At 48.0% G+C, this 24,704-nt stretch carries 24 protein-coding genes; 6 read left to right on the forward strand and 18 right to left on the reverse strand.

Features of this window, described 5'->3' with window-relative positions; genetic code table 11:
• Window positions 1–2: 2 nt before the first annotated feature.
• The 5 genes from DESPODRAFT_RS12435 to DESPODRAFT_RS12455 are packed head-to-tail and all read right to left on the reverse strand — an operon-like array spanning window position 3 to window position 5,422.
• Window positions 3–995: a response regulator gene (locus DESPODRAFT_RS12435; protein ID WP_004073926.1), complete on the reverse strand. Its 993-nt coding sequence runs from the start codon at window positions 993–995 to the stop codon at window positions 3–5.
• Between the two features lie 9 nt (window positions 996–1,004).
• Complete coding sequence (locus DESPODRAFT_RS12440) at window positions 1,005–1,724, reverse strand: pyridoxine 5'-phosphate synthase (RefSeq protein ID WP_004073928.1); 720 nt, start codon at window positions 1,722–1,724, stop codon at window positions 1,005–1,007.
• A gap of 21 nt (window positions 1,725–1,745) precedes the next feature.
• Entirely contained in the window at window positions 1,746–2,210 is a 465-nt protein-coding gene (gene ybeY / locus DESPODRAFT_RS12445) for an rRNA maturation RNase YbeY (RefSeq protein WP_040015974.1), read from the reverse strand.
• On the reverse strand, window positions 2,107–4,497 hold the full coding sequence (locus tag DESPODRAFT_RS12450) for an HD family phosphohydrolase (RefSeq protein ID WP_004073930.1): 2,391 nt from the start codon (window positions 4,495–4,497) through the stop codon (window positions 2,107–2,109). Before DESPODRAFT_RS12450 ends, ybeY begins: the two co-directional genes overlap by 104 nt.
• A complete protein-coding gene (locus DESPODRAFT_RS12455; protein WP_004073931.1) occupies window positions 4,481–5,422 on the reverse strand; it encodes a PhoH family protein in 942 nt (313 codons plus the stop codon). Before DESPODRAFT_RS12455 ends, DESPODRAFT_RS12450 begins: the two co-directional genes overlap by 17 nt.
• Before the next feature lie 148 nt (window positions 5,423–5,570).
• Here DESPODRAFT_RS12455 and DESPODRAFT_RS12460 point away from each other — a divergent pair, with 148 nt between their 5' ends.
• Together DESPODRAFT_RS12460 and mazG are read left to right on the forward strand one after the other, a co-directional pair.
• Window positions 5,571–6,092 carry a CvpA family protein gene (locus DESPODRAFT_RS12460; protein ID WP_004073932.1) on the forward strand — a complete coding sequence of 174 codons (522 nt, stop codon included), beginning with the start codon at window positions 5,571–5,573 and terminating at the stop codon, window positions 6,090–6,092.
• Window positions 6,080–6,874: a nucleoside triphosphate pyrophosphohydrolase gene (gene mazG / locus DESPODRAFT_RS12465; protein ID WP_004073933.1), complete on the forward strand. Its 795-nt coding sequence runs from the start codon at window positions 6,080–6,082 to the stop codon at window positions 6,872–6,874. The genes DESPODRAFT_RS12460 and mazG overlap by 13 nt, the downstream gene beginning before the upstream one ends.
• 56 nt (window positions 6,875–6,930) lie before the next feature.
• On the opposite strand, the gene DESPODRAFT_RS12470 is transcribed toward mazG, so the two are convergent.
• The 4 genes from DESPODRAFT_RS12470 to DESPODRAFT_RS12485 form a co-directional block, all read right to left on the reverse strand.
• Window positions 6,931–7,383, reverse strand: coding sequence for a hypothetical protein (locus DESPODRAFT_RS12470; protein WP_004073934.1), 453 nt, complete (start codon window positions 7,381–7,383; stop codon window positions 6,931–6,933).
• A 185-nt stretch (window positions 7,384–7,568) separates the two neighbouring features.
• Window positions 7,569–7,883: a flagellar biosynthesis anti-sigma factor FlgM gene (flgM, locus tag DESPODRAFT_RS12475; protein WP_004073935.1), complete on the reverse strand. Its 315-nt coding sequence runs from the start codon at window positions 7,881–7,883 to the stop codon at window positions 7,569–7,571.
• 1 nt (window position 7,884) lies between these two features.
• A complete protein-coding gene (locus DESPODRAFT_RS12480) occupies window positions 7,885–8,319 on the reverse strand; it encodes a DVU0524 family FlgM-associated protein (RefSeq protein WP_004073936.1) in 435 nt (144 codons plus the stop codon).
• A gap of 60 nt (window positions 8,320–8,379) precedes the next feature.
• On the reverse strand, window positions 8,380–9,666 hold the full coding sequence (locus DESPODRAFT_RS12485; protein ID WP_004073937.1) for a class II fructose-bisphosphate aldolase: 1,287 nt from the start codon (window positions 9,664–9,666) through the stop codon (window positions 8,380–8,382).
• 488 nt (window positions 9,667–10,154) lie between these two features.
• On the opposite strand from DESPODRAFT_RS12485, the gene DESPODRAFT_RS12490 reads away from it, so the two are divergent.
• From DESPODRAFT_RS12490 to DESPODRAFT_RS12505, 4 genes are all read left to right on the forward strand, one after another.
• On the forward strand, window positions 10,155–10,739 hold the full coding sequence (locus DESPODRAFT_RS12490) for a TetR/AcrR family transcriptional regulator (protein WP_004073938.1): 585 nt from the start codon (window positions 10,155–10,157) through the stop codon (window positions 10,737–10,739).
• Between the two features lie 200 nt (window positions 10,740–10,939).
• Window positions 10,940–13,009 carry a (Fe-S)-binding protein gene (locus DESPODRAFT_RS12495; protein ID WP_004073939.1) on the forward strand — a complete coding sequence of 690 codons (2,070 nt, stop codon included), beginning with the start codon at window positions 10,940–10,942 and terminating at the stop codon, window positions 13,007–13,009.
• 97 nt (window positions 13,010–13,106) lie between these two features.
• Window positions 13,107–13,892 (forward strand): electron transfer flavoprotein subunit beta/FixA family protein, encoded by a 786-nt coding sequence (locus tag DESPODRAFT_RS12500; RefSeq protein WP_004073940.1) that lies wholly within the window; start codon window positions 13,107–13,109, stop codon window positions 13,890–13,892.
• A 2-nt stretch (window positions 13,893–13,894) separates the two neighbouring features.
• Window positions 13,895–14,860 (forward strand): electron transfer flavoprotein subunit alpha/FixB family protein, encoded by a 966-nt coding sequence (locus DESPODRAFT_RS12505; RefSeq protein WP_004073941.1) that lies wholly within the window; start codon window positions 13,895–13,897, stop codon window positions 14,858–14,860.
• 67 nt (window positions 14,861–14,927) lie between these two features.
• Here the strand turns inward: DESPODRAFT_RS12505 and thyA are convergent, their stop codons facing one another.
• The 9 genes from thyA to DESPODRAFT_RS12550 form a co-directional block, all read right to left on the reverse strand.
• A complete protein-coding gene (gene thyA, locus DESPODRAFT_RS12510; RefSeq protein WP_004073942.1) occupies window positions 14,928–15,794 on the reverse strand; it encodes a thymidylate synthase in 867 nt (288 codons plus the stop codon).
• A 17-nt stretch (window positions 15,795–15,811) separates the two neighbouring features.
• Entirely contained in the window at window positions 15,812–16,942 is a 1,131-nt protein-coding gene (locus DESPODRAFT_RS12515) for an ATP-binding protein (protein ID WP_004073943.1), read from the reverse strand.
• Window positions 16,943–17,029: 87 nt separating this feature from the next.
• Window positions 17,030–17,296: a type II toxin-antitoxin system RelE/ParE family toxin gene (locus DESPODRAFT_RS12520; protein ID WP_004073944.1), complete on the reverse strand. Its 267-nt coding sequence runs from the start codon at window positions 17,294–17,296 to the stop codon at window positions 17,030–17,032.
• Window positions 17,293–17,520, reverse strand: coding sequence for a TA system antitoxin ParD family protein (locus tag DESPODRAFT_RS12525; protein WP_004073945.1), 228 nt, complete (start codon window positions 17,518–17,520; stop codon window positions 17,293–17,295). The genes DESPODRAFT_RS12520 and DESPODRAFT_RS12525 overlap by 4 nt, the downstream gene beginning before the upstream one ends.
• A 133-nt stretch (window positions 17,521–17,653) precedes the next feature.
• On the reverse strand, window positions 17,654–18,667 hold the full coding sequence (cas1, locus tag DESPODRAFT_RS12530; RefSeq protein ID WP_004073946.1) for a CRISPR-associated endonuclease Cas1: 1,014 nt from the start codon (window positions 18,665–18,667) through the stop codon (window positions 17,654–17,656).
• A gap of 16 nt (window positions 18,668–18,683) precedes the next feature.
• Window positions 18,684–19,871: a CRISPR-associated primase-polymerase type A1 gene (locus DESPODRAFT_RS12535; RefSeq protein ID WP_004073947.1), complete on the reverse strand. Its 1,188-nt coding sequence runs from the start codon at window positions 19,869–19,871 to the stop codon at window positions 18,684–18,686.
• A gap of 124 nt (window positions 19,872–19,995) precedes the next feature.
• On the reverse strand, window positions 19,996–21,372 hold the full coding sequence (locus DESPODRAFT_RS12540; protein WP_004073948.1) for a tetratricopeptide repeat protein: 1,377 nt from the start codon (window positions 21,370–21,372) through the stop codon (window positions 19,996–19,998).
• A gap of 69 nt (window positions 21,373–21,441) precedes the next feature.
• Window positions 21,442–23,553, reverse strand: a complete 2,112-nt coding sequence (locus DESPODRAFT_RS12545; RefSeq protein ID WP_004073949.1) for a magnesium chelatase domain-containing protein — start codon at window positions 23,551–23,553, stop codon at window positions 21,442–21,444.
• Window positions 23,550–24,701, reverse strand: a complete 1,152-nt coding sequence (locus DESPODRAFT_RS12550; RefSeq protein ID WP_004073950.1) for a hypothetical protein — start codon at window positions 24,699–24,701, stop codon at window positions 23,550–23,552. Before DESPODRAFT_RS12550 ends, DESPODRAFT_RS12545 begins: the two co-directional genes overlap by 4 nt.
• Window positions 24,702–24,704 lie beyond the last annotated feature (3 nt).

The raw sequence follows: 24,704 nt of genomic DNA on the forward strand, positions 1-24,704 counted from the left end.
GCCTAATTGTCATCTTCTGTTATTTCAAAGTCCATATCTGGGTACAGCTTTCTACAGCAATCCGGGCAGATTCCGTGGGAGAATGTCAGCTGGTTAAAGGCCTTTTCAATATCTTTCCACAGGCGGTCCTCTCCCCTGATTTTCTTGCAGTTGGCGCAGATGGCAATGACATGCTCGGGCATCTCCTTGGCATGTTTAATAAAATATTGATATTGGCGCTGTAATTCAATGCGCCGGGATATGTCCCGGGCCATGATAATGGTACCGGTGTAAGTCTGATCTTTGCCCTGGTTGATAGGGCTGCAGGCGAGTTCCACATGCACGGGGTGTTCATTTGCATGAACCAGTTGGATTTCATACCGGCTGGTTTTGCCTTGTTTCAGGATCTGGGTCTGTTTGAGTATATACAAGAAGCTGTCCCGGGTGGATATCTGCTCAAGGTTCATTGATAAAAGTCTGTCTGCTGAATAGCCCATCATTTTGCAGAATGCCGGATTGACAAAGGTAATATTCTCCTGGGCATCTACGGTAAGCACCCCTTCTGCAATTTGTTCGGTAATGGTCCTGTACTGTTTTTCGCTTTTTTTCAGCCGTTCGCTGTAGGCTTTGTTTTCAAAAGCCAGTCGTCTGTTTTCGAAGACTTTTCTTACCACATGAACAATGATGTCCAGGTCAATTATGGGTTTGGAAATATAGTCTTTGGCACCCATCTGAAGGGCCTGGATGACATCTTTTTTTTTGCCGGCGCCTGAAATGACAATCATGGGTAGATCCGGGTCAGAGGCATGGATGGTGCGCATGACCTCCAGGCCGTCCATGACCGGCATTCGCAGGTCCGTGATGACCACGTCCACTTTTTCCCGGAAAAACAGATCCAGCCCCACATGCCCGTTTTCTGCCGTAAAAATCCGGTATCCTTCATCTTCGAACAAAAAAGCCAGGCTTTCTCTGATTGAGATCTCATCGTCTATGATGAGAAGTGTTCCCTGGTGCATGTTTATAGCTCACAGATTTTGAATTAATTGCACCATATCCCTGACGGCTGTGTCCATACCTGTCATGACAGCCTTTGAGATGATGGCATGTCCGATACTGTATTCCGTGATCTCAGGCAATCCCTTAAACGCCTTGATTGAATGGTAGCAAATTCCGTGTCCTGCATGAACGCCTAAGTTCAGGCGGGCACCGATTTTTGCCGCATCCACGATTCTTGTATATTCCCTTTCCCGGTCATATGAGGTTGTGGCATCGCAGAATGCACCTGTATGTATTTCAATGGAATCGGCATTAATTTTATGAGCCGTTTTGATCTGATCCAGGTCGGGGTCAATGAAAATACAGACCTTGATTCCGGCATTTTTCAGGGTGATCACAGCCTGGCGGATGTGCTGCATATGGGTAATTACATCAAGTCCGCCTTCGGTGGTCAGTTCCTCTCTTTTTTCAGGCACCAGGGTGACGGTGTCAGGTTTGATGTCCAGGGCAATGTCCATCATTTCACTGGTGGCCGCCATTTCAAGAATCAATCGGGTTTTTATTGTCTGGGAAATCAGCCGGACATCTCGTTCCTGGATGTGGCGGCGGTCTTCGCGCAGATGTACGACAATGGCATCTGCCCCGGCGGTTTCTGCGGCCAGCGCTGCCTGAACCGGTTCAGGGTATTTGGCGCCTCTTGCCTGGCGCAGGGTTGCCACATGGTCTACATTTACTGCTAACTCAGCCATATTAATCTCCTTTCATGCTCTTTAGAATGCAGTTAGATCAGGGTTTTCTTCAATACGTCTGAGCAGTGCCAGGCTTTTTTCTTTCATTTCACGGGCCTGGTTTTCACCCAATTCATGGTCAAATCCAAACAGGTGGAGAATGCCGTGTACCAATAATTGAGACATCCGTTCATCCGTGGAAATACCTGCGGCTATGGCCTCGGCCTCGGCCGTATCAAGGGAGATCACCACATCCCCGAGGAGCCCCGGGGTAATATCTGAAAATTCTCCCTCTTGCATGGGAAAGGAGAGCACATTGGTGGGTTCGTCTTTGCCCCGGTATGTCCGGTTCAGTTCCCTGACCTGGGCATCATCCGTGATCACGATGGAAAGTTCGTGATCATCACAGCCCAAGGCGTTTAAGATCTGTTCGGTCTTTTTGTACAGGGGGGCTGTTGCCAGCCTCTCCTCTTGGCGGTTGTCTATCAGTATCCTTAGATTTTCCATTCTTCTTGTCCTGGGGTTTGTCTGTGTACTCAATGCGGCTGTGATAAATGGAGGTTAAAATCGTGTTGAAGCTCTTGGCTATCTGGTGCAGGTCTTTCAGGGTCATTTCGCACTCTTCAAGCTGGCCGTCGGCAAATATGTCATTGATCAGCTCTTTTACACGGCCCTGGATTCTGGATGGGGTGGGGCGCTCAAGAGCCCGGGTCGCGGCTTCTGCCACATCTGCGAGCATGACGATGCCCGCCTCCCTTGTCTGGGGTTTGGGGCCCGGGTATCTGAAATCATCTTCATTGATGTTTTCATTGCCCGCTTTTAGACTTTTGTTATAGAAATATTTTATCAGGGATGTGCCGTGGTGCTGGATAATGCCTTCCACAATTTCATTGCCCAGTTTATATTTTTTGGCTATTTCCACGCCTTTTTTGACATGGCCGATGAGGATCAATGCGGACATGGAGGGGGAGAGCTTGTCATGGCGGTTTCGCCCGTCAGACTGATTTTCAATGAAATACATGGTTTTGTCCAGTTTGCCGATGTCATGGTAATATGCCATGACCTTGGTCTTGAGACTGTCTGCATGGATGGCGGATGCGGCTGCTTCCGCAAGGGTCGCTACAATGACACTGTGATTGTAAGTTCCCGGGGCCTCAATCATTAATTTTTTTATCAGGGGCTGATCCAGGTTTGAAAATTCCAGCAGTTTTGCTGCCGTGGTGTAATTGAACAAAACCTCTATCAGCGGTGTGAATCCCACTGTAAGAATGGCCGCAAATACACCGCCCCCCACTGCCATTATCACCTGTTTAACCAATATGGCCCAGGGCAACGCCTGGGAGGGCATGAAAAAACCCAGGGCGATGGCAAGGCATCCATTGAACAACGCCAGTTTGAATCCGGCAACAATGAAATGGTGCCGTTCGTGTCGTTCCTTGATCCAGTAGGCTGCCGTGATACTGGAGAAAAAAAAGAACAAAAAGATCTCGAACCCGCCGCCAAAGGATATGGTGCATAAACTGCAAAGCACCAAAGAAAAATAGAGGGCAATGTCAAACCCCAGGAAAATGCAGGTGATCATGGCTGCAGCCGGCAACGGTACCACCATATATATTGCACTTGAGGCTATTTTGCCGGACATTTCCGGATTTGAGGTGTGGGCAATGTACACGGCAAGCTCGGTGAATCCGATATAAAGCAAAAGGCCCAGGGTCAGAAAGGTTATGTGTTTGTTCATGTCCCGGCCAAGCTTTGGATGATCTTTGAGGTAAAGAAAATAGACCACAAGAAGCAAAAGGCTGGTGAACATGCAGATGCCGGTAATGGTCATGATAACATTTTTATCTTCGACCTGCTCGTTCAGGGCGTTGAGCTTGACCAGCTTGAGTTCATCAACCCGTTCCCCTTCCCGAACGATCATTTCGCCTGCCTTGATCTGGTAAAGGGTGGGTTTGATGCGTGCCTGGGCCTGACTGATGCGCTTTTCCGTTTCATTCTTATTCAGGGTGATATTGGGCCGCAAAAGCCGCTCGCAGATATCTACAACCAGGTTGGCCAGGTTGTAGTTGACGCCTTTCAGGATGGGTTGGCCCACAACCCTTACCATGGTCTTCGCCTGGTCCGGTCCGTAAAACACCTTGAGGTCGGTAACAATACGTTCTTTGTGGGACTGAATTGTTTTAAGGGTGATGCCTTTTTCTTCTTCACCTAGAAGAATTTCTTTGTTGCTTACGATCCCATTGGTCAGAATAGTGCTGATAATGGCAGTAAGGTAGCCTGTAACCTCTTCGGAAAATTTTTCATTAAACAGGATCTGGAATGCACCGTTGGAAATTTCTATACCCAGTTTTTTTTCGAATTCGGGTTTGGATGCCAAGGCCATGGAAAAGGTGGTATCCGAAGATTCAGCAGATTCAGGTGAAGTAATGTCCAGAGCATTGTCCCGGGACTGGAGCATTTGCCGACCAAAATCCATGGCCGATGCAATACCGTCGGTTATATTCTTTAACAGGTTTTCATCAAAATCATATACGGTTCTGATTGATGCCTTGACATTATCCATTTTGGCCAGGTTGGTGGCCTTGTCTTCTATGAAGAAATCTTTGGGCGCTTTGATGTCCCTGCCTGCCACATCCCCTATCTTATATGCATATGATTCAGTCGTGTGGTCAAAGATCTGGGCAAGGGCAAAGAGCGCCACCACCAGAAGCAACATCACCGGCGGGAGATACGGGGTGGAGCAGAGGGCTTGCCCGGCGTGCTTAACCCAACCCTGATTATTTATTTTTTTCATAGGCGTCTATGATGTCGGACACCAGCCGATGCCTGACAACATCTTCCTTTGAGAATTCTATAAATGAGATCCCCTCTATCCGGGCAAGCAGTTTTCTGGCTTCCACCAGTCCTGATTTTTTTCCTCCGGGCAGGTCTGTCTGGGTAATATCACCCGTAATAATGGCCTTTGACCCGTATCCGATCCGGGTCAAAAACATTTTCATCTGCTGGGAGGTGGTATTCTGGGCCTCATCCAGGATGATAAATGCATTGTTCAGGGTTCTGCCTCTCATAAATGCAATGGGTGCGATCTCAATAATTTCCTGCTCAATATAGGCTCTGGCTTTTTCAAAATCAAGCATATCATAAAGGGCGTCATACAGAGGCCGCAAATATGGATTTATTTTTTCGGCCAGGTCACCCGGAAGGAAACCCAACGCCTCACCTGCTTCCACCGCGGGACGGGTGAGAATGATTTTTTTTACATCACCCTTTGTAAGCGCTGCGACGGCCATGGCCATGGCAAGGTAAGTTTTTCCGGTACCGGCCGGGCCAATGCCGAAAAGGATATCATTGGATTTTATGGCCTCGGTGTATTTGAGCTGGGTGGGAGTTCGGGGGGTAATGGGCTTGTTTTGGGCCGTTAGCACTATTGTAGTGGTAAAAATTTTTTTCAAGGAAGTGGCACCACCCTGTTGAGCCGCATTGATGGCTGCATCTATGACCGCAGGTGTCAGCCGTATCTTTTCTTCCAGGAGTTCATAAAGCTGGTTGATCAGGTCAATTGTCTTGTCAGTTTTCTTTTCTGAACCATTGACTGAAATAGCCCCCCCCCTTGAGTTTATTTCAACATCAAAGGCCCGGGCGATCTTTTCCAGGTTGGCGTTGTGTGTCCCAAAGAGTTTCTGGGCAAGGGGGATATTTTGAAATTCAAGATTTTTCATGCGCTATAGGGTGCATTTTATTGGTTTAAAGGTCAATAAAAATCTTGACTGGTAGCAGACCCTGCTGTTATCTGTTTACTTTGGTATTTGAGCGATTGAACGAGAAATCACCCATCTGGGGCGTTACAAAAATTAATTAAGGGAAGGTATGAATTTTTTTGACCTTTGCGTATTGATCATTGTGGGGGTTTTCCTGGTTCGGGGAGGCTTTAAAGGTCTGGTCCGGGAAATTTCCGGTATCGTGGGTGTTGTTGCCGGTTTTTACGGGGCCAATACCTATTATCCCCAGTTGATTCCCTATATTGATTCATGGATTTCATCACCGCAGATTCAAAAGCTTGTCTGTTTTTTTCTATTATTCTGTCTGATTCTCATTGCTGTGGGGATTGTGGCCGTCCTGATCCACAAATTGCTGAACATTGTATTTTTAGGCTGGGCGAACAGAACATTCGGTGTCATCTTCGGGGCTGCCAAAGGCATACTCATTACAGCCATCATTTTTATACTGATTACAAGCTTTGTGCCCAACGGTCATGCTCATATGGCAGCCTCCCGCACGGCACCCTACCTTGCGCAGGTTGCGGATGCCCTGACCCTGTTTATTTCCCGGAACATCAAAACGGATTTCAGCAAAGAGCTGGAAAGGTTGAAAAAAACGTGGAAACAATAATTCCCCTGCTTGAGATTATCCGAAGGCTTCGGGGGGAGAACGGATGTGCGTGGGACAGGAAACAGACCCCGTCTACCATGTGGAGGTGCCTGGCCGAAGAGTTATATGAACTGGAGGATGCCATTGTCAAAGATGATGAGGTTAATATTGTAGAAGAGCTTGGAGACGTTCTTTTCCAGATCCTCTTTATTATGGAAATTTATGCCGATGCCGGCAGATTTTCCTTTGACCGGGTGGTTAATGCCGTGGCTGAGAAAATGATTCGTCGTCATCCCCATGTCTACGGTGACAGTCGTATTACATCCGAAGATGGGTTGAATAAACAATGGGAGGCTATTAAGGCTGGGGAAAAGGTCGGTTCCGGTGTATCTGAAAGACGCTCTGCCCTTGACAATGTGCCTTCCGGGATGCCGGGATTGTTGCGGGCTTTAAAAGTTTCCAAATCTGCGGTTAAAGCCGGATTTGAGTGGGAAAATCTGGGTCAGGTTCTGGATACGGCAGTTTCGGAAATACATGAGTTTGAGGCTGCGCTCTCCATGGACCAGGATGATGCCATGCTTGAATTTGGTGATATCCTTTTTTCTCTTGTCAACGTGGCAAGATTTGCCGGTTTTCATCCGGAAACCGCCCTTTGCCGCGCCACTTCCAAATTTGAGCAGCGATTCAGAATTATGGAAACCGCCCTTGAAAAACAAGGCCTTAATTTAAAGCAGCTCTCCTCCGAAGAGAAGGAGAAACACTGGCAAGCAGCCAAAGAGATGCATGATCAGAAAAAAGCCTGATAGCCACATACGCCAAGCTGTCAGGCCATTCTTGTTTCAAGTTTCTGGTTTCTTGATTACAGGTAATCACCCCTCTGGAATTTCAGATATTCGGTTTTTGCAGTGATCGCCGTGCTGGTGGCAATATCTATGAGTTCCTGATCATCTTCCCCAAGAGACAGTGTCTCTTCCAATAAAGATGCGGCATCTGTATTAAGTCCTTCAAGTATGGGCTCAATGTCCTTTAAGAAGACACTGGTGTCATGAAGCTGTGATGCATAGCTTTCTAAACTGGTCAGCAGTTTGTCGGTTTTATCGGTAACAATGTCGGATACGGTTTGAATATCAAACTCCAGCGCAGGGATTTCAGATAATTCACCGGTCTTCGTTCCTTCCTTCAACTCCTGTGTTTTCTCCAATGCGGAATTGAGCAAAGATTCAAAGCCCTGTGTCTTGCTGCTCTGGGATACCTGGGTTGACTGAGTGCCAGGTATTGGAGTGATACCTTGGATGTTGTTAATACTGGTCATATAGTCCTCCTTTTTTTTCTTTAAGGAAGAATTAAGCAACAAACGTGCCGGTTGTGTGTGGTTTTTTGACGCTTGGAAGGTGTTTTGATTTTTTTAAAAATAAGGCAGTTATCTTGTGATGGAATAAATTCTTCTGCCTGAAGCCCTGAATGCTTCAGGCAGAAGGGGAAAAAAATGCCGCCTGCTTAACCCACTTCGTTCATAATGGAGCCGATCATTTTTTCCGCTACCTGCTCGGCATTCACGGTGTACTGATTGGACTGAACCTGTAGTTTGAGGTTTTCAACCATCTGGGCTCTGCCCTTTGGTTCTTCAGCAGATGCGGCGGAAATTTTCTGAAGGTCCCTGGTGGTGGAGGACAAATTAATTGTGTCTGATAGGGTCTCTTCAGACTGTTTGCCCTGATCCGCCGGAGTATTAGCGCTGGCGCTGGTGTTGGCCTTGACATTATTTGCAGCGTAACTTTGATTGATATACTGCTGTGTGGAATTAATTTTCATTTTAAACACCCTCCTGGGATTCCATGTTGGAATCAGCCACCTGGCGAGCCAGTTCCGTCATCCGTTCAAAAACAAACCTGGAATCCTCCACGGATAAGGTCTGGACGACCTTGTTATTATTTGCATCAACCGAGGTATAAGTGAATTGATTTCTCCCTTTGCTGAAATCAATCTTTTTCCCCAGCTCTTTCTCAATTTGATCAGTGATCTGGGTCTCATCCTTTTCATTTGGGCCTTCGATGATAATCTTGTCAACAATGTTGCTTGCAACCTTATCTATAATGGCCTGACGTTTGCCTTCCGATGAGATGCTGACACTGTCTGCAGAAACCTTGTTGGCATCGCTGAATTTATTTTTCCCCAGCAGTTTGCCTTGACTGAATTGCCTTGAATACACTTTCAAAACATTTTGTATTTGGTATGAAGGTATCTGCATTTTAATTTTCTCCTTAAAACCAATATCGGCTTGGTAAAATTAAAACTTTAGAAAAAATGTTTAATCATCAAAATCCCCTTCAGGGCCTTTATTTACTGCGATTTTGGATGCCTTTTCAATAATTTTTTCCCGGGTCCATTCATTTTTTTGTTCAATTCTTTTCGTTTTGAAGCCGGGCGTGTGTGATTGGGTTTCAAATATTTGTTTTTTTACCAGGTCCGCTGTATCTGCCGTGTTGAACACGTCCGTGAGCAGCGTAAATACAAAATCTTCAACGCCTTTGATCATCCGCTCCCGAATTGGTGCATCCTGGGCAGTCAGAATATTTTCAAAAGGAAGGTTCAGGTTTTTAAAATTCCCCTTTTGCCAGTTATTGGCTGCGGCAAACGCGCACATCTTTTCCCAGGTGGCCCGAGAGACCCCTTTGCCGGCCTCCTTGATGAAGCTGCCCGATTCATCCATGATGGCATTGCCGAAATCATTAACCTTCACCCCCCAGGATATCATCTGAAGGGCTGTGGCAACATTGGCCTTTGTGGTTTTTGTTTTTTTTGCAATCTGGCGCAACCGGTCGGAATTGTTCCCCGATGTGCCGTGCTGGGCTCCGGAGATCCCGTAGGGGGCAAGGGCTTCATGAATTTGCACAGTCAATGCGACATTGATGCCTGCATCGCTTTGCTCAATGCCGTGGGTGGTGCCGTTGTTCAGGGCGATCCAGTCAGGAAAAATGTCGTTGGCATTGAGCCCCTGAATAAGAAACAGCGCTTCTTCAGGGGTTGAGAGACCAAGTTTTCCTTTTATTTCACCAACTTCAGTTTCGAGGCCGGCCCATTCAGGCACAAAAGGATTTAATTCGAGATTGGCCAAAAGGTTCTGGTCGTCGGGCATGTGGGATGCGTCAATGGCAATAGAGGTAATGCCGGCATCAAATAAAGACCGGATTTCGGTTTTTGCCGGTTCAATATCTTCGGGTTTTTTTATTCCGAAATGGTCTGCATGTATGGCCACGGGTATGGTTATCCCCATTTCATTCATATACGCATCTGTCTGTCTTGCAATATTCCAAAGGCTGGTGGAACAATAGGCCCCGGTGCCTCCCTCGGAACGTGCAATTTCGATGATAACGGCAGCATTGGCACGCTGGGCTGCGGCAAGGGTTCCTTTGATGACAAAGGCGTTCCTCCCATTGGCCGCGATGGTCATGCAGCCGCCTTTAGCCAGCATGGCACGGTCAATATATTTCCCGCTGACAATTAATGCTTTTGAATTGGGAAAGCATTTTTTCACATTGGGGGGTCTGCCGTAGTCAAGCAGTTTGCGGTATTCTTCGGATTGTGAATGGGTCATGATGGAATCCTCCCGTACGCTAAGTAATGTCTTGTATATTAAGAATGGTTAGGAATCATAAATTTTTTTACATTAAAATAACCTAAAATCAAGCTCAATAAAAGAAATGAACGTAATTTTAAATGAAAGTCTGTATAACCTACACTGAACCTACAATTTTTATTATAGGTTGAGCCGCGGTGAAAAACTTATATCAGCCCATCCCTGTTATTTGAAAAATTCATATAAGCTGCCACCGTATGGGGAATTTTTAGATGAATCAATGTTCATCTTTTTTTGATGGTGGGGATTAAAAATAGGCTGATTTGGGTCCGATAAAAATTTTATGAGTTAATGATTTATAACTATCTATATATATTAACAGAATGTCTTGTGTTTGAATTTTGTTACAAAGCTTGACATTTGGATGGATCTATTGTTAGCTTGCATCGATCAAATTTCAGGTGGATGATCCGTTATTCATTTAGGTAAGAGAAGGATGTGCTCATTTGCAGAAACGTAAGTCCGATAAATATCATAACATTTTAAACTGTGCCGGAGCAGTGTTTGCAGAGCATGGTTTTTACAAATCCACTATTTCACAGATTGCTGCCAGAGCAGGGGTGGCGGACGGCACGTTATATCTTTATTTCAAGAACAAGGACGATATCCTTTATCAGTACCTGAGCTTTAAAACAGATGTGGTGTTTGAAAAAATGAATGCTGCCGTGGCCAAAGGCACAGATGCGGAAAGCAAACTGAGAAATCTGATTCGCTGTCATCTTGAGGAGTTTCAAAGAGACAAAAACATGGCAATTATTTTCCAATCAGAGGTGAGATATCTTCGGGATATTGAGTCCCAGGTCAAGGATATCTCAAAGATGTACTTTGATCTTTTGTCCGATATTATAGAGCAGGGTCAGGTCGAGGGCACCATGCGTCAGGATCTCTTTGTGGGGCTTGTGAAACGATTTATCCTCGGAGCGGTGGAAGGTGTGATTTCGACATGGGTAAGCGCCGATGGCCGTTACGATCTTACGACCATGGCAGAACCTTTGGTGGACCTTTATATGACGGGCGTTCGAGGGGGGTAAAACCGGTCCCTATCAGAGATGATCTGACATTGTTTTTTCCTTTCCTGAATTTAAACAGAAATTTCAGCCCGGATATTTCCGGGGAGGGATCGTTGCGTTGACGTGAAATTTATGCTTTTTCCTTGACGCCAAACTTGATGTTTACTAAAGCACAATGAGCCTGAATTCATTACTCAAATATAAATGGAGGTAAGTTAAGTATGTCTATGATTATTGCTCCGGCACACTATCTGTTGTTCGGCTTTTTTCCAACAGTGATTTTTTCGTTTCTTTTGCCGGTCATTGGTGTAGGTCTGTTTACCTACATCATCGCGCGAAGAATTGCGCCTCTGGTCCGGGCCAATCCGGACTATCGGTTTAACAATATTCCGGAACGGATTAAAAATCTGATCGTGGTCTGGTTAGGTCAGATCCGTCAGCCCAGATACATGCAGGCAGGTGTGCTGCACATCATTATATTTGCCGGTTTCTTAATTCTTTCCATCCGCTCCATCAGCCTTGTTATTATCGGCCTCTATGACGGCTTTGTGTTTCCCGGCTTGGGCGGTTTCCTGGGTGTCGTTTATAATTTCATTAAAGATTATGCAGCCACGGCCGTTTTTGTGGCCTGTATCATCGCGGCTTACCGCCGGGGCATAAAAAAGCCTGCCCGCTATGCCGTGCCTGAAAAATATGGTCACGACCATACTGCAGAAGCGGTGTTTGTTCTGGGTATCATCTGCACCCTGATGATTTCAGAAAGTATGTTTGACGCGTCAGCTGTCGCTTACAACTATAAGTCCCTTGGTGAATCCCACTTCCTGGCACCTTTTTCCCTGGCCTGGGTTTTTTCAAAAACATTTCAGTTTGGATCTTTGGAATTTCTCCAGGGCCTGCACATTTTTATGTATTATGTGCATGATGTTACCTTTTTCTTTTTTCTGTGCTTTTTGCCCATGGGCAAACATTTCCACGTCATCACCTCAATTTTCAACGTTTTTTTCATGCGGGTGAAAAAAGGCAATATCAAACCGGTTAAGTACGGTGTTTCCGATGAGGAACTGGATGATCTGGCGTCCTTTGGCGTTAAAAAACTTGAGGATTTCACCTGGAAGCAGATGCTTGATTTCTACTCCTGTGCAGATTGCGGCCGCTGTTCCGATCAGTGTCCTGCCAATGCAGCCGGCCGCCCCTTGTCTCCGCGGTTTATCACCATCAAGGCCCGGGATCTTATTTTTAAGAATTATCCCATCAAGTCCGGTGTGATCTATAAATCCGACAAACTGCTGGTGGAGGACATTTATACGGAGGATGAGATCTGGTCCTGTACCACCTGCGGTGCCTGTGAAGAGGAGTGCCCCCTGGGGATTGAATATATTGACAAGATGGTTGACCTGCGTCGTGGCATGGTGGATGAGGGCATGGTGCCCCAGTCCCTGCAAAAACCCCTTAAAGCCCTTGAAAAACGCGGTAATCCCTATGGCAAAATGGAGAAAAAACGCGCGGACTGGGCCCTGGAAAAAACATTTGCCGAAACCCATACGGTCAAAGATCTGGGTGAAGAGAGCGCCGATACCCTCTACTTTGTAGACAGTATCACCTCCTATGACGACAATATTCAGGAGATAGCCCGCAGAACCGCCATCATCCTTGAAAAGGCAGGCGTGGATTTCGGCATCCTGGGCAAGGAGGAAAAAGACAGCGGCAACGAGGTGATCCGGTTTGGTGAAGAGATGCTTTACCAGGATCTCAAAGCCCACAATACCCAAGCCATCCTTGAATCCGGTGTGAAACAGATTGTCACGGCAGACCCCCATGCCCTGAATGCTTTGAAAAATGACTACACGGGCCTGCCACCGGTCAAACACATCAGTGAAATTGTGGCTGAAAAGATTAAATCCGGTGCCCTGACCATGAAACCGTGCAAGGACCGGGATAAAGTATATGTGTACCATGACCCCTGCTATCTGGGGCGCCACAACAGTATTTATGAATCCCCCAGAGAGGCGATGGATGCCATTGCCGGCCTGACACGGGTGGAACTGGAAAAGAGCCGTGACCGCTCCTTCTGCTGCGGCGGCGGCGGCCTGATGCTGTTTTATGAGCCCGAAGAAGAGACCCGCATGGGGGTTCTCAGGGTCAATATGGCAGCAGAAGCCGGGGCCAATGTTATTGTCACGGCCTGTCCTTTCTGTCTGGTGAATATCCAGGATGCCATTAAAGTGGCCGGAAAAGAAGGCGAGATGGAAGCCCTTGATTTTACGCAACTGATCGAGGAACATTTAGCATAATCAACGCTTAACATAAAACGCTTAACATAAGTTCTCTGCCGGGTTTGGTTTAATAAGCACGGCAGACCCCAAAAAAAATAAGTTTAAGGAGGAAATAATGGAAATTTTGGTGTGCGTCAAACGCGTTCCGGATACTGCTGAGAACGAATTTGAACTCAATTCCGAAGGAAATGATCTGGATCGTGATGATCTGGTTTATTCCGTGAACGAGTGGGACAACTATGCCGTTGAAGAGGCCATCCAGATCGTGGATAAGGTGGGCGGCAGCGTAACTGTCGTAACCGTGGGTGATGACGGCGCTGAAGAAGTCCTGCGACGTGAAATGGCCATGGGTGCTGATAACGGCGTTCTTCTCTTTGATGACGCCTTTGAAGGATCTGACGGCAGAGGTATTGCCGCCATCCTCAAAGCTGAAGTTGAAAAAGGCAATTATGATCTGATTCTTACCGGCGCCCAGGCTGATGACGGCGCAGGCCAGGTTGGCGGCATGCTTGCAGCGATGCTGGATTACCCCTATGCCTCTTTGGTGAACAAGATTGAGCCTGCTGATGCAAAAATTAAAGTGGGTCGGGAAATTGAAGGCGGCAACCAGGAGATGAACGAAATTGAGTTGCCCTGCGTGCTTTCCATTCAGACCGGTATCAACGAACCCCGTTATGTCGGCATCCGCGGTATCCGTAAGGTGGCCGGCGTTGAGATTCCCGTAAAGGGTGCCGCTGACCTTGGTGTGGATCCGGGCAGCGTGGGGGAAGCCGGTGCAAAGACCAAACGCGTGGATTATTTTGTACCCGATCTGGGTGATGGTGCTGAAATGCTTGAAGGCTCCACTGATGAAATAATTGAAAAATTGATTGAGAAGTTGAAAGCCAAAGGAGGTCTTTGATCATGACACAGATTTTTGCATATGTTCCATTTAAAAACGGGGTGGCCGAAGATGTGGCCATGGAATTCCCGGGTGCTGCAAAAAAGATTGATGCCGGTGCCTCTCTTACTGCCGTGGTTGCCGGTTCCGGCGCGGATCTGGACAAAGTGGCCAACGCGCTGACCAAGACTTACGCAGAAGTGATCAAAATCGACAATCCCGCCTTGGCCTATCCCAATGCCGAGATCGTGAGAAAAGCCCTGACCAATATCATTCCATCCGATGCCATTGTGCTGGTGGCCCATGATACCTTTGGCATGGATTTGGCCCCTGGTCTCTCCATAAAACTGGATTCAGCCTATGCTGCCGACGTTGTCGACGTTGAAGGTATGGACGGTGATGCCCTGAAACTCGTCCGTCAGGAACTGGGCGGCGCTGTCTCCACCCATGCGACCTGCGATGCATCTGCGGGCGCTGTCCTCACTATCCGTCCGGGTGCATTTGCCCCGGCTGAGGGTAGTGCTTCCGGTTCCGTGGTTGACAAGTCCGGTGATGCCGGTGATCTTTCGGCCAAAAGAACCTTCCTGGAAGTGGTTGAAGCTGAAGTCGGCGATGTTGATATCACCAAATCCGACGTTCTGGTTTCCATTGGCCGTGGTATTGAAGATGGAGACAATATTGCGATTGCCCAGGAACTGGCTGACGCCATGGGTGCGGTGGTTTCCTGCTCACGTCCCATCGTTGACGCCAAATGGCTTGAAAAATCCCGCCAGGTTGGTACTTCCGGCCAGACCGTTAAACCCAAAGTCTACATGGCCATGGGTATTTCCGGTTCCTTCCAGCACATGGGCGGCATCAAGGGCAATCCCTTTATCGTTGCCGTGAATAAAAATCCCAAAGCACCCATTTTCCAGGTTGCTGATGTGGGGATTGTGGAAGATATCCTTGAGTTTATGCCTGCACTCCAGGAAGCCATTGAGGCTCTTTAAACAGGCATAAGCGGAAAGTACAACAAAGCCCTGCGGATTTTTTAATGCCTGCAGGGCTTTTTATTGTCTAAACAGCAATTTCAAATCGAATGGCCGGGTGGTGCCGGTAGTCCGTTAAAACCGTATCCTTGTACTGCCAGTCAAAAATAGAGGAAAAAGCAGTGGTTTCTATACCAGGCAGGGTAAAGGGTTTTCTTTCAAGCTGCTGTGTCACTCCTTCCACATGGTTTTCATAAATATGCGTATCCCCCAGGAAGCCCACAAGAGTGCCCGGTTTAAATCCTGATTCCAGGGCCAGAAGCGTCAGAAGAAGTCCATAGCTTGCAATGTTGAAGGGAAGACCCAGGGCAGTATCCACGGACCTCTGGTTCCACAGCAGATTAAGCCGGCCATTGATGACGGTGACCTGAAATCCGTAGTGGCAGGGCGGAAGGGCCATCTGGCCGATATCCATGGGATTCCAGGCCGACACGATCATGCGCCGGTCATCGGGATTGGTTTTCAGGGTGGCCACCAGGTGTTTAAGCTGATCCACCCCGGACGGGACCGGTGCCTTGTCCCAGGCCTGGTATCCGCCGCCGAAATGTCGCCACTGGAACCCGTAAATGGGGCCAAGTTCCCGTTCTTTCATCATTTTTTTTCTGGTTTCATCATCATGCCCGTAGGCGACCTTGGCCGGTGAGCACCATTCATCCCAGATATGGTTGTTTCTGTCCTGCAGCCAGTTTTTATCTGTGATGCCTTTGATGAAAAATTCCAGTTCCGAGGCCACAAGGGCAAAGGGCACATATTTGGTAGTGAGCAATGGAAATCCTTGGTCCATGTCATGTTCAAACATGGCCCCGGCAATGGCAATGGTGTTCACCCCGGTGCGGTTCTCCTTGATCTGTCCCTGGTTAAGGACTTTTTTGACAATATTTGAATAGGCGTCCATGTGTGTGTCCGTTTGTATTAAAAGTTTAATTCTGACAGCCAGTTGGATGCAAGCCTGATTTCTGCTCCGTTTGGAAAAGTTTTTTCTCTGTCCAGTTTTTTTGAAATTTGCACCATTTTGATTTCAGGAAAAAATTTTTTAAATATTTCAAAATTCGGGCTCAAATTATTATCGTTCCATTTTACCTCTAACAATAAGGACGGGCGATCCTCTTTTGAAATACAGAAATCGATCTCTTTGCCGTCCTTATTTTTTACATAAAATAGCTTTCCTTCTTCTCCCAGGCAATCCTCCCGGAAATGCAATTCTTTTTGTATGGCACATGCCACGGCATTTTCCAGCTTAATGCCTTGATCACCAATAACCTGGCCTGTATCGTAGAAATAAAACTTAGGTGCTTTCTGAATAGCCCTGGCAATGTTTTTATGGAAGGGTGATATTTTGAAAAGCACATACATATTTTCGAGTATCGTTAACCACCTTTTTACCGTTTTATCTGAACATTGTATATCCTGTGCCAGGGAACTATAGGAAATTGGGCTGCCTACCCGGTGCTTTAATAGCTGAATCATCGTTTCAATCTGGGTGATCTGCTGAACATTTTCAATGTCAATGAGATCTTGTTTTAAAATGATATCAAGATGAGATTTTTTCCAGCGGTTATAGAAACGACTTGTTCCATTCAAAAAAGGCTCTGGGAAACCACCAAACGATAAAAGCTTGTCTAATTCAACGTCATGGTTGTCGGGTTTTAAAAAAGTGCTGATTTCCTTAAGATCCAGAGGATGCAATCTGAATTGGAAGAATCTTCCTGCAAGGGAATCACCCACTTTTTTATAGGTATCTAATCGTGCACTGCCCGTAACAAGGATTGCTGGTGGAATGCCTTCTTTGTCATAAATGCCCTTCAACCATGCTTTCCAGTTTTTCAGCTTATGCAGTTCATCAAAGATAACCATGGGCTTTGAGCGGTCCCAGGATCTTTCCTGTAAGTCTAACCGATCATCAATATTATCATAGTTGAAATAATCAAAATTATTTTCGAGCATTTTTGACAGCGTCGTTTTTCCGGTCTGGCGCGGCCCGGTCAGCAGGATAATTTTATTATTCAAATCTTCTTGAATATATTTTGTAAGATATCGTTTCATGATGGTTATTCTGACATGAATTCCGAAATAGTCAAGACTTTTTCGGAATCAGATTCGATAAAGTCGATTTGTTGGTCCGGATGGTACTTAACTCTTTAAATCTCTATAATAATTTTCATGTGGTCCGATCATGATTAATTCAAGATCATCGCCCACAAAACGGTAAGCAAGCAGATATTGAATTGCTTTTATTTTAAATTTATGAACAAAAACCCCTTTAAGATCTCCCTTTTTTTCTGCGCCGATCGTTGGGTTTTCAGCAATGTTTTTCACTTCGTCATCAAGTCTATTTTTTTCTTGCGTAGTGAATTTTTTAACCTTGCGTTCAAAAGATCGGGATTGAAAAATTTTCATTTCTGCTGCCCAAATTTATATTCACTTATTGCTTCGTGTTCCAATTCAGCGATGCCGATGAGGATCTCTTTTATAAGGTTATAGGTTAAATCGGGGTTTTCTTCAGCACATTTTCCAATCCGGGCCCAATGCTCAATTTGCCCAGTTAAAGATCGTTTATCTATTTTGCTGAATATCTTTGCTTCCCGAACCAATTCGTCAGTTATTCTTACTGCTGTTGTCATGATAATCCCCTTATTGTATTTTTTTAAGCATAATGCGCTGTGCTGCATAATGCAATACACAATTGCATTATGGCTTCATTGTGCGTTGGGGAGACCTGGAGGCGGAACAAATTGTCAAAGAGCGCAGATTCATTCAAAAGGTCATGGGCCGGTAAGTCTTTCCGGAATCCAGAAGACAGTCTGCAAATCCCCGGATCTGGGTCTGAATGGTCCTGCGAAATGAAGATGTGCCCCGCATAAGCTCCTCATAGGCGGATATAAAGGTGCGATAGAGATGGGGCTTCATTTCCACGACCCGTTGGGCGACCAGCTCCTTTTCATCGGCATAGGCTTCGATTTTTTTATCCCTGAAAAGAAAATCTTCCGGGCGAATCATTTTTCGGTTGAGCAGATTCAATACAAAGCGGTCGCCGATCAGGCATCGATACTCTTCAACCAGGTCGCAGGCCAGGGACGGCCGGCCGTAAGCGATCTCATGCAGGGTGCCCATATATGGATCCAGCCCGCATGTTTTTATTGCCGAGATCACCTCATTCGTCAATAAGGTATAAACAAAGGAGAGCAGGGCATTTACCGGGTCCTTGGGCGGACGCCTGTTCCGGTTATTAAAGAAAAAACGGTCGTTTCGTATGAGCAATTTAAATACGCTGAAATAGATCCTGGAACCTGCCCCCTCAAACCCACGCACCTCGTCAGGGGTCTCTGCTTTTTCAAGTGAAGACTTCAGCGCCTTGATTCCGGCCGCGGCAGACCCAAGCCGGGGCTCCTTGTAATCCCTGCCCCGCCGGGCTAAAAACATAACCATGTTATTGAGTTTGCCTGCAACAATCACCTTCATAACCGCCAGTTTGAAAACAGGGTCTTCCAGTTTTAGGTACTGGGCTTTGCGCAGCGCCACATGCTTATGCTCATCAATCATGAGCCTGGCCCGAAACCGGCCGGTGGGTGTCAGAAAAACGGTTTCCACACGGTTTTTGATTAAAAAATCCATCATCGAACCGCTTAAGGAGACATAGCCGGTCAGTACCAGTTTTTCCAACCCTTTGGCGGGCACAGATTCCAGCACCTGGCCCTTTTTGATAATATCCAGGCTCTCTGCGTTTTTTCGGATATATGCACCCTGTTCCACCACATAAAGCGTTTCCATGGCTTATCCTGTCCCGTTACTTTAAAAATCGTTCAAGCTGAACAAGAGCGGTTTTCATGTTCATGACCGCGTCGGAAAGGTTTTCAATTTTTTCGGATTTCCCAGGATTCCCGCCCGGGATCGACGCCCATGAGGCCAGATGGATCAGGGGATGCAGGTAGCCGGTCTCGTCAGGCTCAAGCCGGCAAAAGTCCCTGTCATAACCGGTCAACGCGTGGATCCGCCGGCAGCCCAGGGGCGTTCCCCTGACACGGCTGAGCTTATAGTCCACCAGGTGAGGGTTGTATTCCGGATCACAGGCCAGCAGATAGTGCAGCATGTGTTTGCCCCGGGGCAGAAACCCCAGGGTCTGGAACAGGATTTTTTCTTCCCTGATTCCGATGCTGTGTCGTTCCCGCACCAGGGCGAACAATCTGCCCAGTGCCGGGCATTTTTTCCCCAGTTCAAAAAGATCTGAAAATTTATCATTCAATTCTTTCATCCCCGGATGAAGCACCAGGGGCGCGCTGCCAGTCTCCTTTTTTCTACACTGAATCCGATCCGGATCTGAACGGGGAACATTCCTTAAAAATTCCAGCTGGGCCTCAATCTCCCTTTGGGAGCATTTTATGAAAAAAGAGCGTTTGCCGGTTTGCCGGTGAATGCCTAAAGGCAGTTTGACCAGATTCCCCATGCCCTTGCCCGACAAGTGATCCTGCTTGGGAAATACCTCCAGACTGAAACAGGAAAGATCCGGGGCCAGATGATCGCATACGGCGGTCAGTGCCTGTCGGATCCGGGCCGCTTTTACCGGGGTCTCCATGAAAAACCAGAAATGATACCCCTTTGCGCCGCTGAATTCGATCACAGGAAACAGGCCCATATCTTGTGCTGAATCCGTGATCCTGGATACCATATATGCGCGGTCCTTGTGGATATCAGCCCGGGCTTTGGCCAAAGCCTTGCCTGTAGATTGCCGCAGGTCCGGTACCAGGTCTGCATCAATGACTGCACACCGGACTGTGGCATTCGTGTCCATCAGGTAAAACCCATAGGTTTTGATGCCCCTGAAATGATCTTCCAGATCCTGTGGGGTAATCGCCCGCCTGACCGGAACATAGCCGGATCTCCCCTGCTGCTTGTCCGCCCACTGCCGTGCAAACACATCGGTCCGGCTGAAAAACAGACCCATGAAGTGTGACACCAGGGCCTGCCTGGTATGCATCCGTATCCCTGACAAGGACCTGACCGATGCGTTTGAGCAGAAGCGTATAATCTGTACTGGCTTGACCTGTGAATATTTCCTGTGCCTTTTGTTCCATCACTGCTCTTTTCCCTTTATCGTTGGTTTAATCGTCAGAATGTCGGATCATTGCTCTGAGCCTGTCCAGGTTAGGATAAAACCGGCTATGACGTTCCAGTTCGGTCAAAAGCCGGTCCGCCTTTTGGAGTTGACCTGCTTGAAAGGCACACAGGCTTTGCCAGAACAGTCCTTCAAGGTATGGGTTGCCCCAGTTGCTGGTGAAAAATTCGCCTGCCTTTGCCGCATGTTCCAAGGCCTGGGTGTAATTTTTTAAGCTGTACTCGATTTTTGCCAGCCGGATCAGGCTGATATGCCGTGATCTGGAATCCCCGGCAGCTGCTGCGTTAAGAATCGTTTTCGCCTGTTCAAACTGACCGGCCGTACACAGGACATCTGCCTCGGTCCACCGGTAATAGGGCCTTCTGAATTTCTCCGGAATACCTCCGATGGCTTCCATGGCCTTGTCGGTTTTCCCCATCGCCAGGTAGGTCCGGGCCAGAAGTTCATGGATGAAATCCGTTGAGGCATTCCGGCTGCTGCTCTGCAGGGCGAAAAGCAGGGCGCTTTTGGCTTCGTCATAGCGATCCATGCAGAATTGCACCTTGCCCAGGGCAAAGTATTTGAATGCCAGACTGATGTAATTGGTCTGTTCATCCTGTTTCAGGCAGGCCGTAATCCGCTCAAGCGCCTTCGTTCCGTTTCCCGCTGCCAGCAAAAGGGACGCAGATCTGTAAAGGGATTTCACATAATTCTTTTTTTCCTGCTGCCTTTCCGCCCTTTCCTCGTCAGTCAGACGCTCCCAGTTAAAACAGGCGATGTCAAATTTTTCCAGGCCCGGTCCGGGTTTGTTTTCAATCTGGGAAAACAGCATCCCCTGTCTGTAGAAGTTTGTGATGCCGTCCGGGCGCAGCTCCTGGGCTTTTTTAAAATGCTCATGGGCCAGGGCGATACGTTTGGTTCTGGCTTCACCTGCCAGAAAAACCTTTTTGTTTTTTGCGGCATACAGACAATTATAGGCCGTATAGGCCAGGGATGCCCGGGCCATGAAATTATCCGGTTCTGCGCGGACACACACCATCAATTCTTTAATGGCGTCATCAAACGCGCCGGTCTGTCCCAGTGCAAATGCAATTTTCTGGCGCACCGGGATATCGGCACCTGCCCGGATAAGATCCGGCAACTTATCGCCCACAGGATGGTATAGGCTTAAGATATCATCCCACCGGTTGTTTTTGGACAGATCCTCAATATCGGCCAGGACCCGGTTTCGGGATTTTTTGATGAATTCCCCTTTTTTAACGCCAAACAGCTCCTGGTCGGAAAACAGATCTGCCTGGGTGCCGGTACAGGGGGTATCCATCGGTGCCGGTGTTTTGCTTTGGGGGGTCTGAATAATTCTTGCTGCGGCCTGAAGTTTTACCATGATCGCCTCCTTTGGAATTTTCAATCGTCTAAAAACCCATACGGAGGCGGGTTGGAAATCTTTCAAATATTATCCATACGAAAACGGAAAAAGAGCGTCATGGTTTTTCCTGACATGATCAAGGGCCTCTTTAAACGTTCTTTGATGAAAAAATGAAAAATGATGGGTATCCAGATGGACAGCCGCCTGCCGTAACTGTTTTTCCCACCCATAACACCCGGCATCAAACTGTTCTGCCGGGACAATTTTTTCCAGAAACGCCAGGGGTTTTAACGCCATGATTTCAATGGTCGGCCCTTCACCCGTTTTAAGGCAGATATCAAAGCTCTTTTGCATAAGACGCAGGGCCTGCTCCCTGTCCCCGCGCAAAAGGGCCGCCCGGCCAAGGTTGAAAAAGATAAGCTGCCATGGATGGTGTTGGGTGAAATTTTTTAAGGCTGTTTGAACCAGAGAAGTAAACAACAGGGCGGAAGAATAATCCGAGACGGTTTCTGCAAGATATCTGCAGAGCAGAAAAAACTGCCAGGCGGTCAGATCCTGGCACCGGTAAACGTCCATATTCAGATCCCGGATGCCAAGACAGGTTGTCAGGCAGATGCGTGCGCCTTCAACATCCCCGGCATCCAGCCGGGCAAACCCAAGATAATGGTATTGGCGCACCCATTCAGGTTTAAGCTCTTGTGAATAATTTTCCCCAAGCGCAAGCCTGGCTTTCCGGGATAAGGCTTCTGTTTGTCCGATATGCCGGGGACCGCAAAAGGCCGAGTTCTGAACCAGGGTGCCGTAAATTCGTTCCAGGCAGGGATCTGCAACACAGCCAAACTCCTGCTGCATGTCATGGCGTTTTTCCATGAATCCGAGCAGCCGCGTGAGGCTGTCCGGCACGTCCGGGGAAAACGCATAGCGATTATGGGCCGCCACAAGCGTATGGTTGAAAAAATCAGCTGCAAGGTTGAGATCCAGTTGCATCACCTGTTTTAAAAGGAGTTGCCCACGCAGCTCCCATTTTTCTGCCGACGCCACCCGGCCAAGGTGGTTGGCAAGCCCAAGGTTGGCTGTGCACCACCTGATTGATGCCATGGGCCATGTTTCGGGCAGTGTTTCAGGTGCAAGGGCGGCAATGGCCCGGCACCTGTCCAGCGCATAGTTTGCAACCATGTCGTAAAATTTACGGGTAAACCGGTCAAACAGACCGGGATCATTGAAAATCCGGTGTAAAAGGTCTTTTATCGCCACCTGCTCCTTCTCCATCCAGCGGCCGGGCAGGCTGTCCATTTTATCAATAAATGATGCGGGCTCCTGCAGTGCCCGGGAAAAGAAGAACAGCAGGTTTTCCTGTTTTTCCGAATACAGGGATACCATGGTCCATGCCTGATCCATGCTTGATACCGGTATGATCCCTTTATTGCTGTGGTTTATTCTATAATGATTTTCGGCAGGCAGGATCACACATGTGAACCCCCGGTCACGGGATGCCTTGAGTTTGGCGTCCAGGTATGCCACGGGCCGCACGTTGCCCGAATTGTCCAGGCATCCTGTGGCAATGAATCGTTTTGAAAGCGGCGTGCCCTGCAAAAGGCTTTTCAGGCCAAGGGCAATGGGCAGGGATGCTGATCCGCCTGTGAAACGGATCTCTGTGCTGATCTGCGAAACCGGGAAAAGAATAAACCGGTGGTTTAACGGATCAGGGGCGCATCGCCGGACAACTTGCTCAGCCGTGTCTATCGCGTCAATGAACCGGGCATCCATCATCTGGGCCGCCCATTCAGGGATATGGACGGCATCGGCCTTCAGGGCGACAAGACCGGCAATGAACCAGACCACCCCGGCGCAATGGTCATTGGCGAGAAGAATCGGGATTTTAATCCATTTCCCCTGTTCAAGCACCCCGATATCGTGCCCCGGCATGGATACAAACCCCGTATTTTCAGTCAGAAAGTCCCTGATCCATGCCGGCCTGGAAGATGCAATCAAAAAATTTGCCCCCAGGCTGAGTTCAAACAGCTGTTTCAGGGCCGGGTCATTCATATGGGAGATCATGTTTTCAAAGCAGGTGCAGAAATCATCGCGCCCAATGTCGCACCATGGCACACAGGCGAGATCTGTTACCATGGCCTGAAAATGTCCGGTATTTTTTTCAGCGGCAAAGGCAAGGCTCCGGATGTTAAATGCCGGACTCATGGAAAAGGGCTGTCTGTGTGATGAACAATGAAAAGTACAAGCGTCTCATCCCCGGACAACGGCCTGTCAAATACGGCCACGAACCTTTTTTCTTCATCCTTCCATGACCAGGCACAGGGGCTTAGCCGTTTGTTCTGACTCTCTTTGATCCGGCACTGGAAAGCATCTGCCGGGATACCGTCAGGCAGATCTTCAATGACACCGCTGGCGGAATAAGGATCGGGCGGTGGTGCAGTGTAGTCTATGCGACACTGCACCGGGCGTATTTCCACCAGATCCCGGTCGTCAACGCAGACATACACGGCTGTCAGCATTTTTTGATCCCGGTCAGCCGCAGCCATGGGCAGCACATGGGAAGGCAGTCGCAGGGCAGCCAGGCACTCCTCAACGTTCAGGGGGTCCCAGTCCCAGGCGATGCCTGAAAATTTTTCCTTTAATCGGGTTATAAGGGACTCTAGTTCAAGGGGAAACCCGGCGGTTTCAATTCCGGATACAAGCGTACCCACTGCCATGGATGCAAAGGTGTACCCGACCTCTATTTCAAGCTCTCGGAAATATATTCTGGGGTCATTTTCTTTCATGGGCATGGGGGGCAGCGCCCAGTCCGGCCGCCAGTTCGGCGTATCTGCCATTTTTAGCACACTGTCAATCACGGCCGGATCCAGCGTACCGGTACAAGCCCCAAGAAAACTTTTGTTCAGGGTGTAGATATTCCAGGGTTCAATAAACAGCTCTGAAAAACCTTTTCTCATCCTCTCCGGTAAGACAAGATCCCCGGGGCCTGCCAGGGCATTATCCGTCCAGATCTGGGCCACCTGCACCATATTGCCCGGGCCGGTTTCGAGCACGACAACTTCGGGCGGATTGTAAAAATAGTTATCCCGCCAGCAGGAAAGTCCGGGGTCAATGGCCCGAATTTGACCCGGCCCCATTTCAGGGGTAATTGGGTTCTTGGCAAATGCCGTTTTCAGTTTTTCCGACAAAATATCCAAGGCATCTATATCATCCCTGAGTGCCGTGGCGCAAAAAGGACAGATTGCCGTATGACGACGGACCTGCTCCTCATGTTTGCGATCATTTTTTACGGATAGCGGCGGGCAGGTTCTCAACTGCCTTGCCAGCGCCAGTGCCTGTTTTCTGGTGTACATCTG

The sequence above is a fragment of the Desulfobacter postgatei 2ac9 genome (assembly GCF_000233695.2).
GTDB lineage: Bacteria > Desulfobacterota > Desulfobacteria > Desulfobacterales > Desulfobacteraceae > Desulfobacter > Desulfobacter postgatei.

Excerpts from the sequence above, each read along its gene's own strand:
- DESPODRAFT_RS12520 (WP_004073944.1), bottom strand. The coding sequence starts at position 17,296 with ATGAAAATTTTTCAATCCCGATCTTTTGAACGCAAGGTTAAAAAATTC.
- ybeY (WP_040015974.1), bottom strand. The coding sequence starts at position 2,210 with ATGGAAAATCTAAGGATACTGATAGACAACCGCCAAGAGGAGAGGCTG.
- DESPODRAFT_RS12485 (WP_004073937.1), bottom strand. The coding sequence starts at position 9,666 with ATGACCCATTCACAATCCGAAGAATACCGCAAACTGCTTGACTACGGC.
- DESPODRAFT_RS12450 (WP_004073930.1), bottom strand. The coding sequence starts at position 4,497 with ATGAAAAAAATAAATAATCAGGGTTGGGTTAAGCACGCCGGGCAAGCC.
- thyA (WP_004073942.1), bottom strand. The coding sequence starts at position 15,794 with ATGGACGCCTATTCAAATATTGTCAAAAAAGTCCTTAACCAGGGACAG.
- DESPODRAFT_RS12540 (WP_004073948.1), bottom strand. The coding sequence starts at position 21,372 with ATGGTAAAACTTCAGGCCGCAGCAAGAATTATTCAGACCCCCCAAAGC.
- DESPODRAFT_RS12470 (WP_004073934.1), bottom strand. The coding sequence starts at position 7,383 with ATGACCAGTATTAACAACATCCAAGGTATCACTCCAATACCTGGCACT.
- DESPODRAFT_RS12515 (WP_004073943.1), bottom strand. The coding sequence starts at position 16,942 with ATGAAACGATATCTTACAAAATATATTCAAGAAGATTTGAATAATAAA.
- DESPODRAFT_RS12500 (WP_004073940.1), top strand. The coding sequence starts at position 13,107 with ATGGAAATTTTGGTGTGCGTCAAACGCGTTCCGGATACTGCTGAGAAC.
- DESPODRAFT_RS12525 (WP_004073945.1), bottom strand. The coding sequence starts at position 17,520 with ATGACAACAGCAGTAAGAATAACTGACGAATTGGTTCGGGAAGCAAAG.
- DESPODRAFT_RS12460 (WP_004073932.1), top strand. The coding sequence starts at position 5,571 with ATGAATTTTTTTGACCTTTGCGTATTGATCATTGTGGGGGTTTTCCTG.
- DESPODRAFT_RS12480 (WP_004073936.1), bottom strand. The coding sequence starts at position 8,319 with ATGCAGATACCTTCATACCAAATACAAAATGTTTTGAAAGTGTATTCA.
- DESPODRAFT_RS12495 (WP_004073939.1), top strand. The coding sequence starts at position 10,940 with ATGTCTATGATTATTGCTCCGGCACACTATCTGTTGTTCGGCTTTTTT.
- DESPODRAFT_RS12455 (WP_004073931.1), bottom strand. The coding sequence starts at position 5,422 with ATGAAAAATCTTGAATTTCAAAATATCCCCCTTGCCCAGAAACTCTTT.
- DESPODRAFT_RS12505 (WP_004073941.1), top strand. The coding sequence starts at position 13,895 with ATGACACAGATTTTTGCATATGTTCCATTTAAAAACGGGGTGGCCGAA.
- DESPODRAFT_RS12545 (WP_004073949.1), bottom strand. The coding sequence starts at position 23,553 with ATGAGTCCGGCATTTAACATCCGGAGCCTTGCCTTTGCCGCTGAAAAA.
- DESPODRAFT_RS12550 (WP_004073950.1), bottom strand. The coding sequence starts at position 24,701 with ATGTACACCAGAAAACAGGCACTGGCGCTGGCAAGGCAGTTGAGAACC.
- DESPODRAFT_RS12435 (WP_004073926.1), bottom strand. The coding sequence starts at position 995 with ATGCACCAGGGAACACTTCTCATCATAGACGATGAGATCTCAATCAGA.
- cas1 (WP_004073946.1), bottom strand. The coding sequence starts at position 18,667 with ATGGAAACGCTTTATGTGGTGGAACAGGGTGCATATATCCGAAAAAAC.
- flgM (WP_004073935.1), bottom strand. The coding sequence starts at position 7,883 with ATGAAAATTAATTCCACACAGCAGTATATCAATCAAAGTTACGCTGCA.
- DESPODRAFT_RS12535 (WP_004073947.1), bottom strand. The coding sequence starts at position 19,871 with ATGCATACCAGGCAGGCCCTGGTGTCACACTTCATGGGTCTGTTTTTC.
- DESPODRAFT_RS12440 (WP_004073928.1), bottom strand. The coding sequence starts at position 1,724 with ATGGCTGAGTTAGCAGTAAATGTAGACCATGTGGCAACCCTGCGCCAG.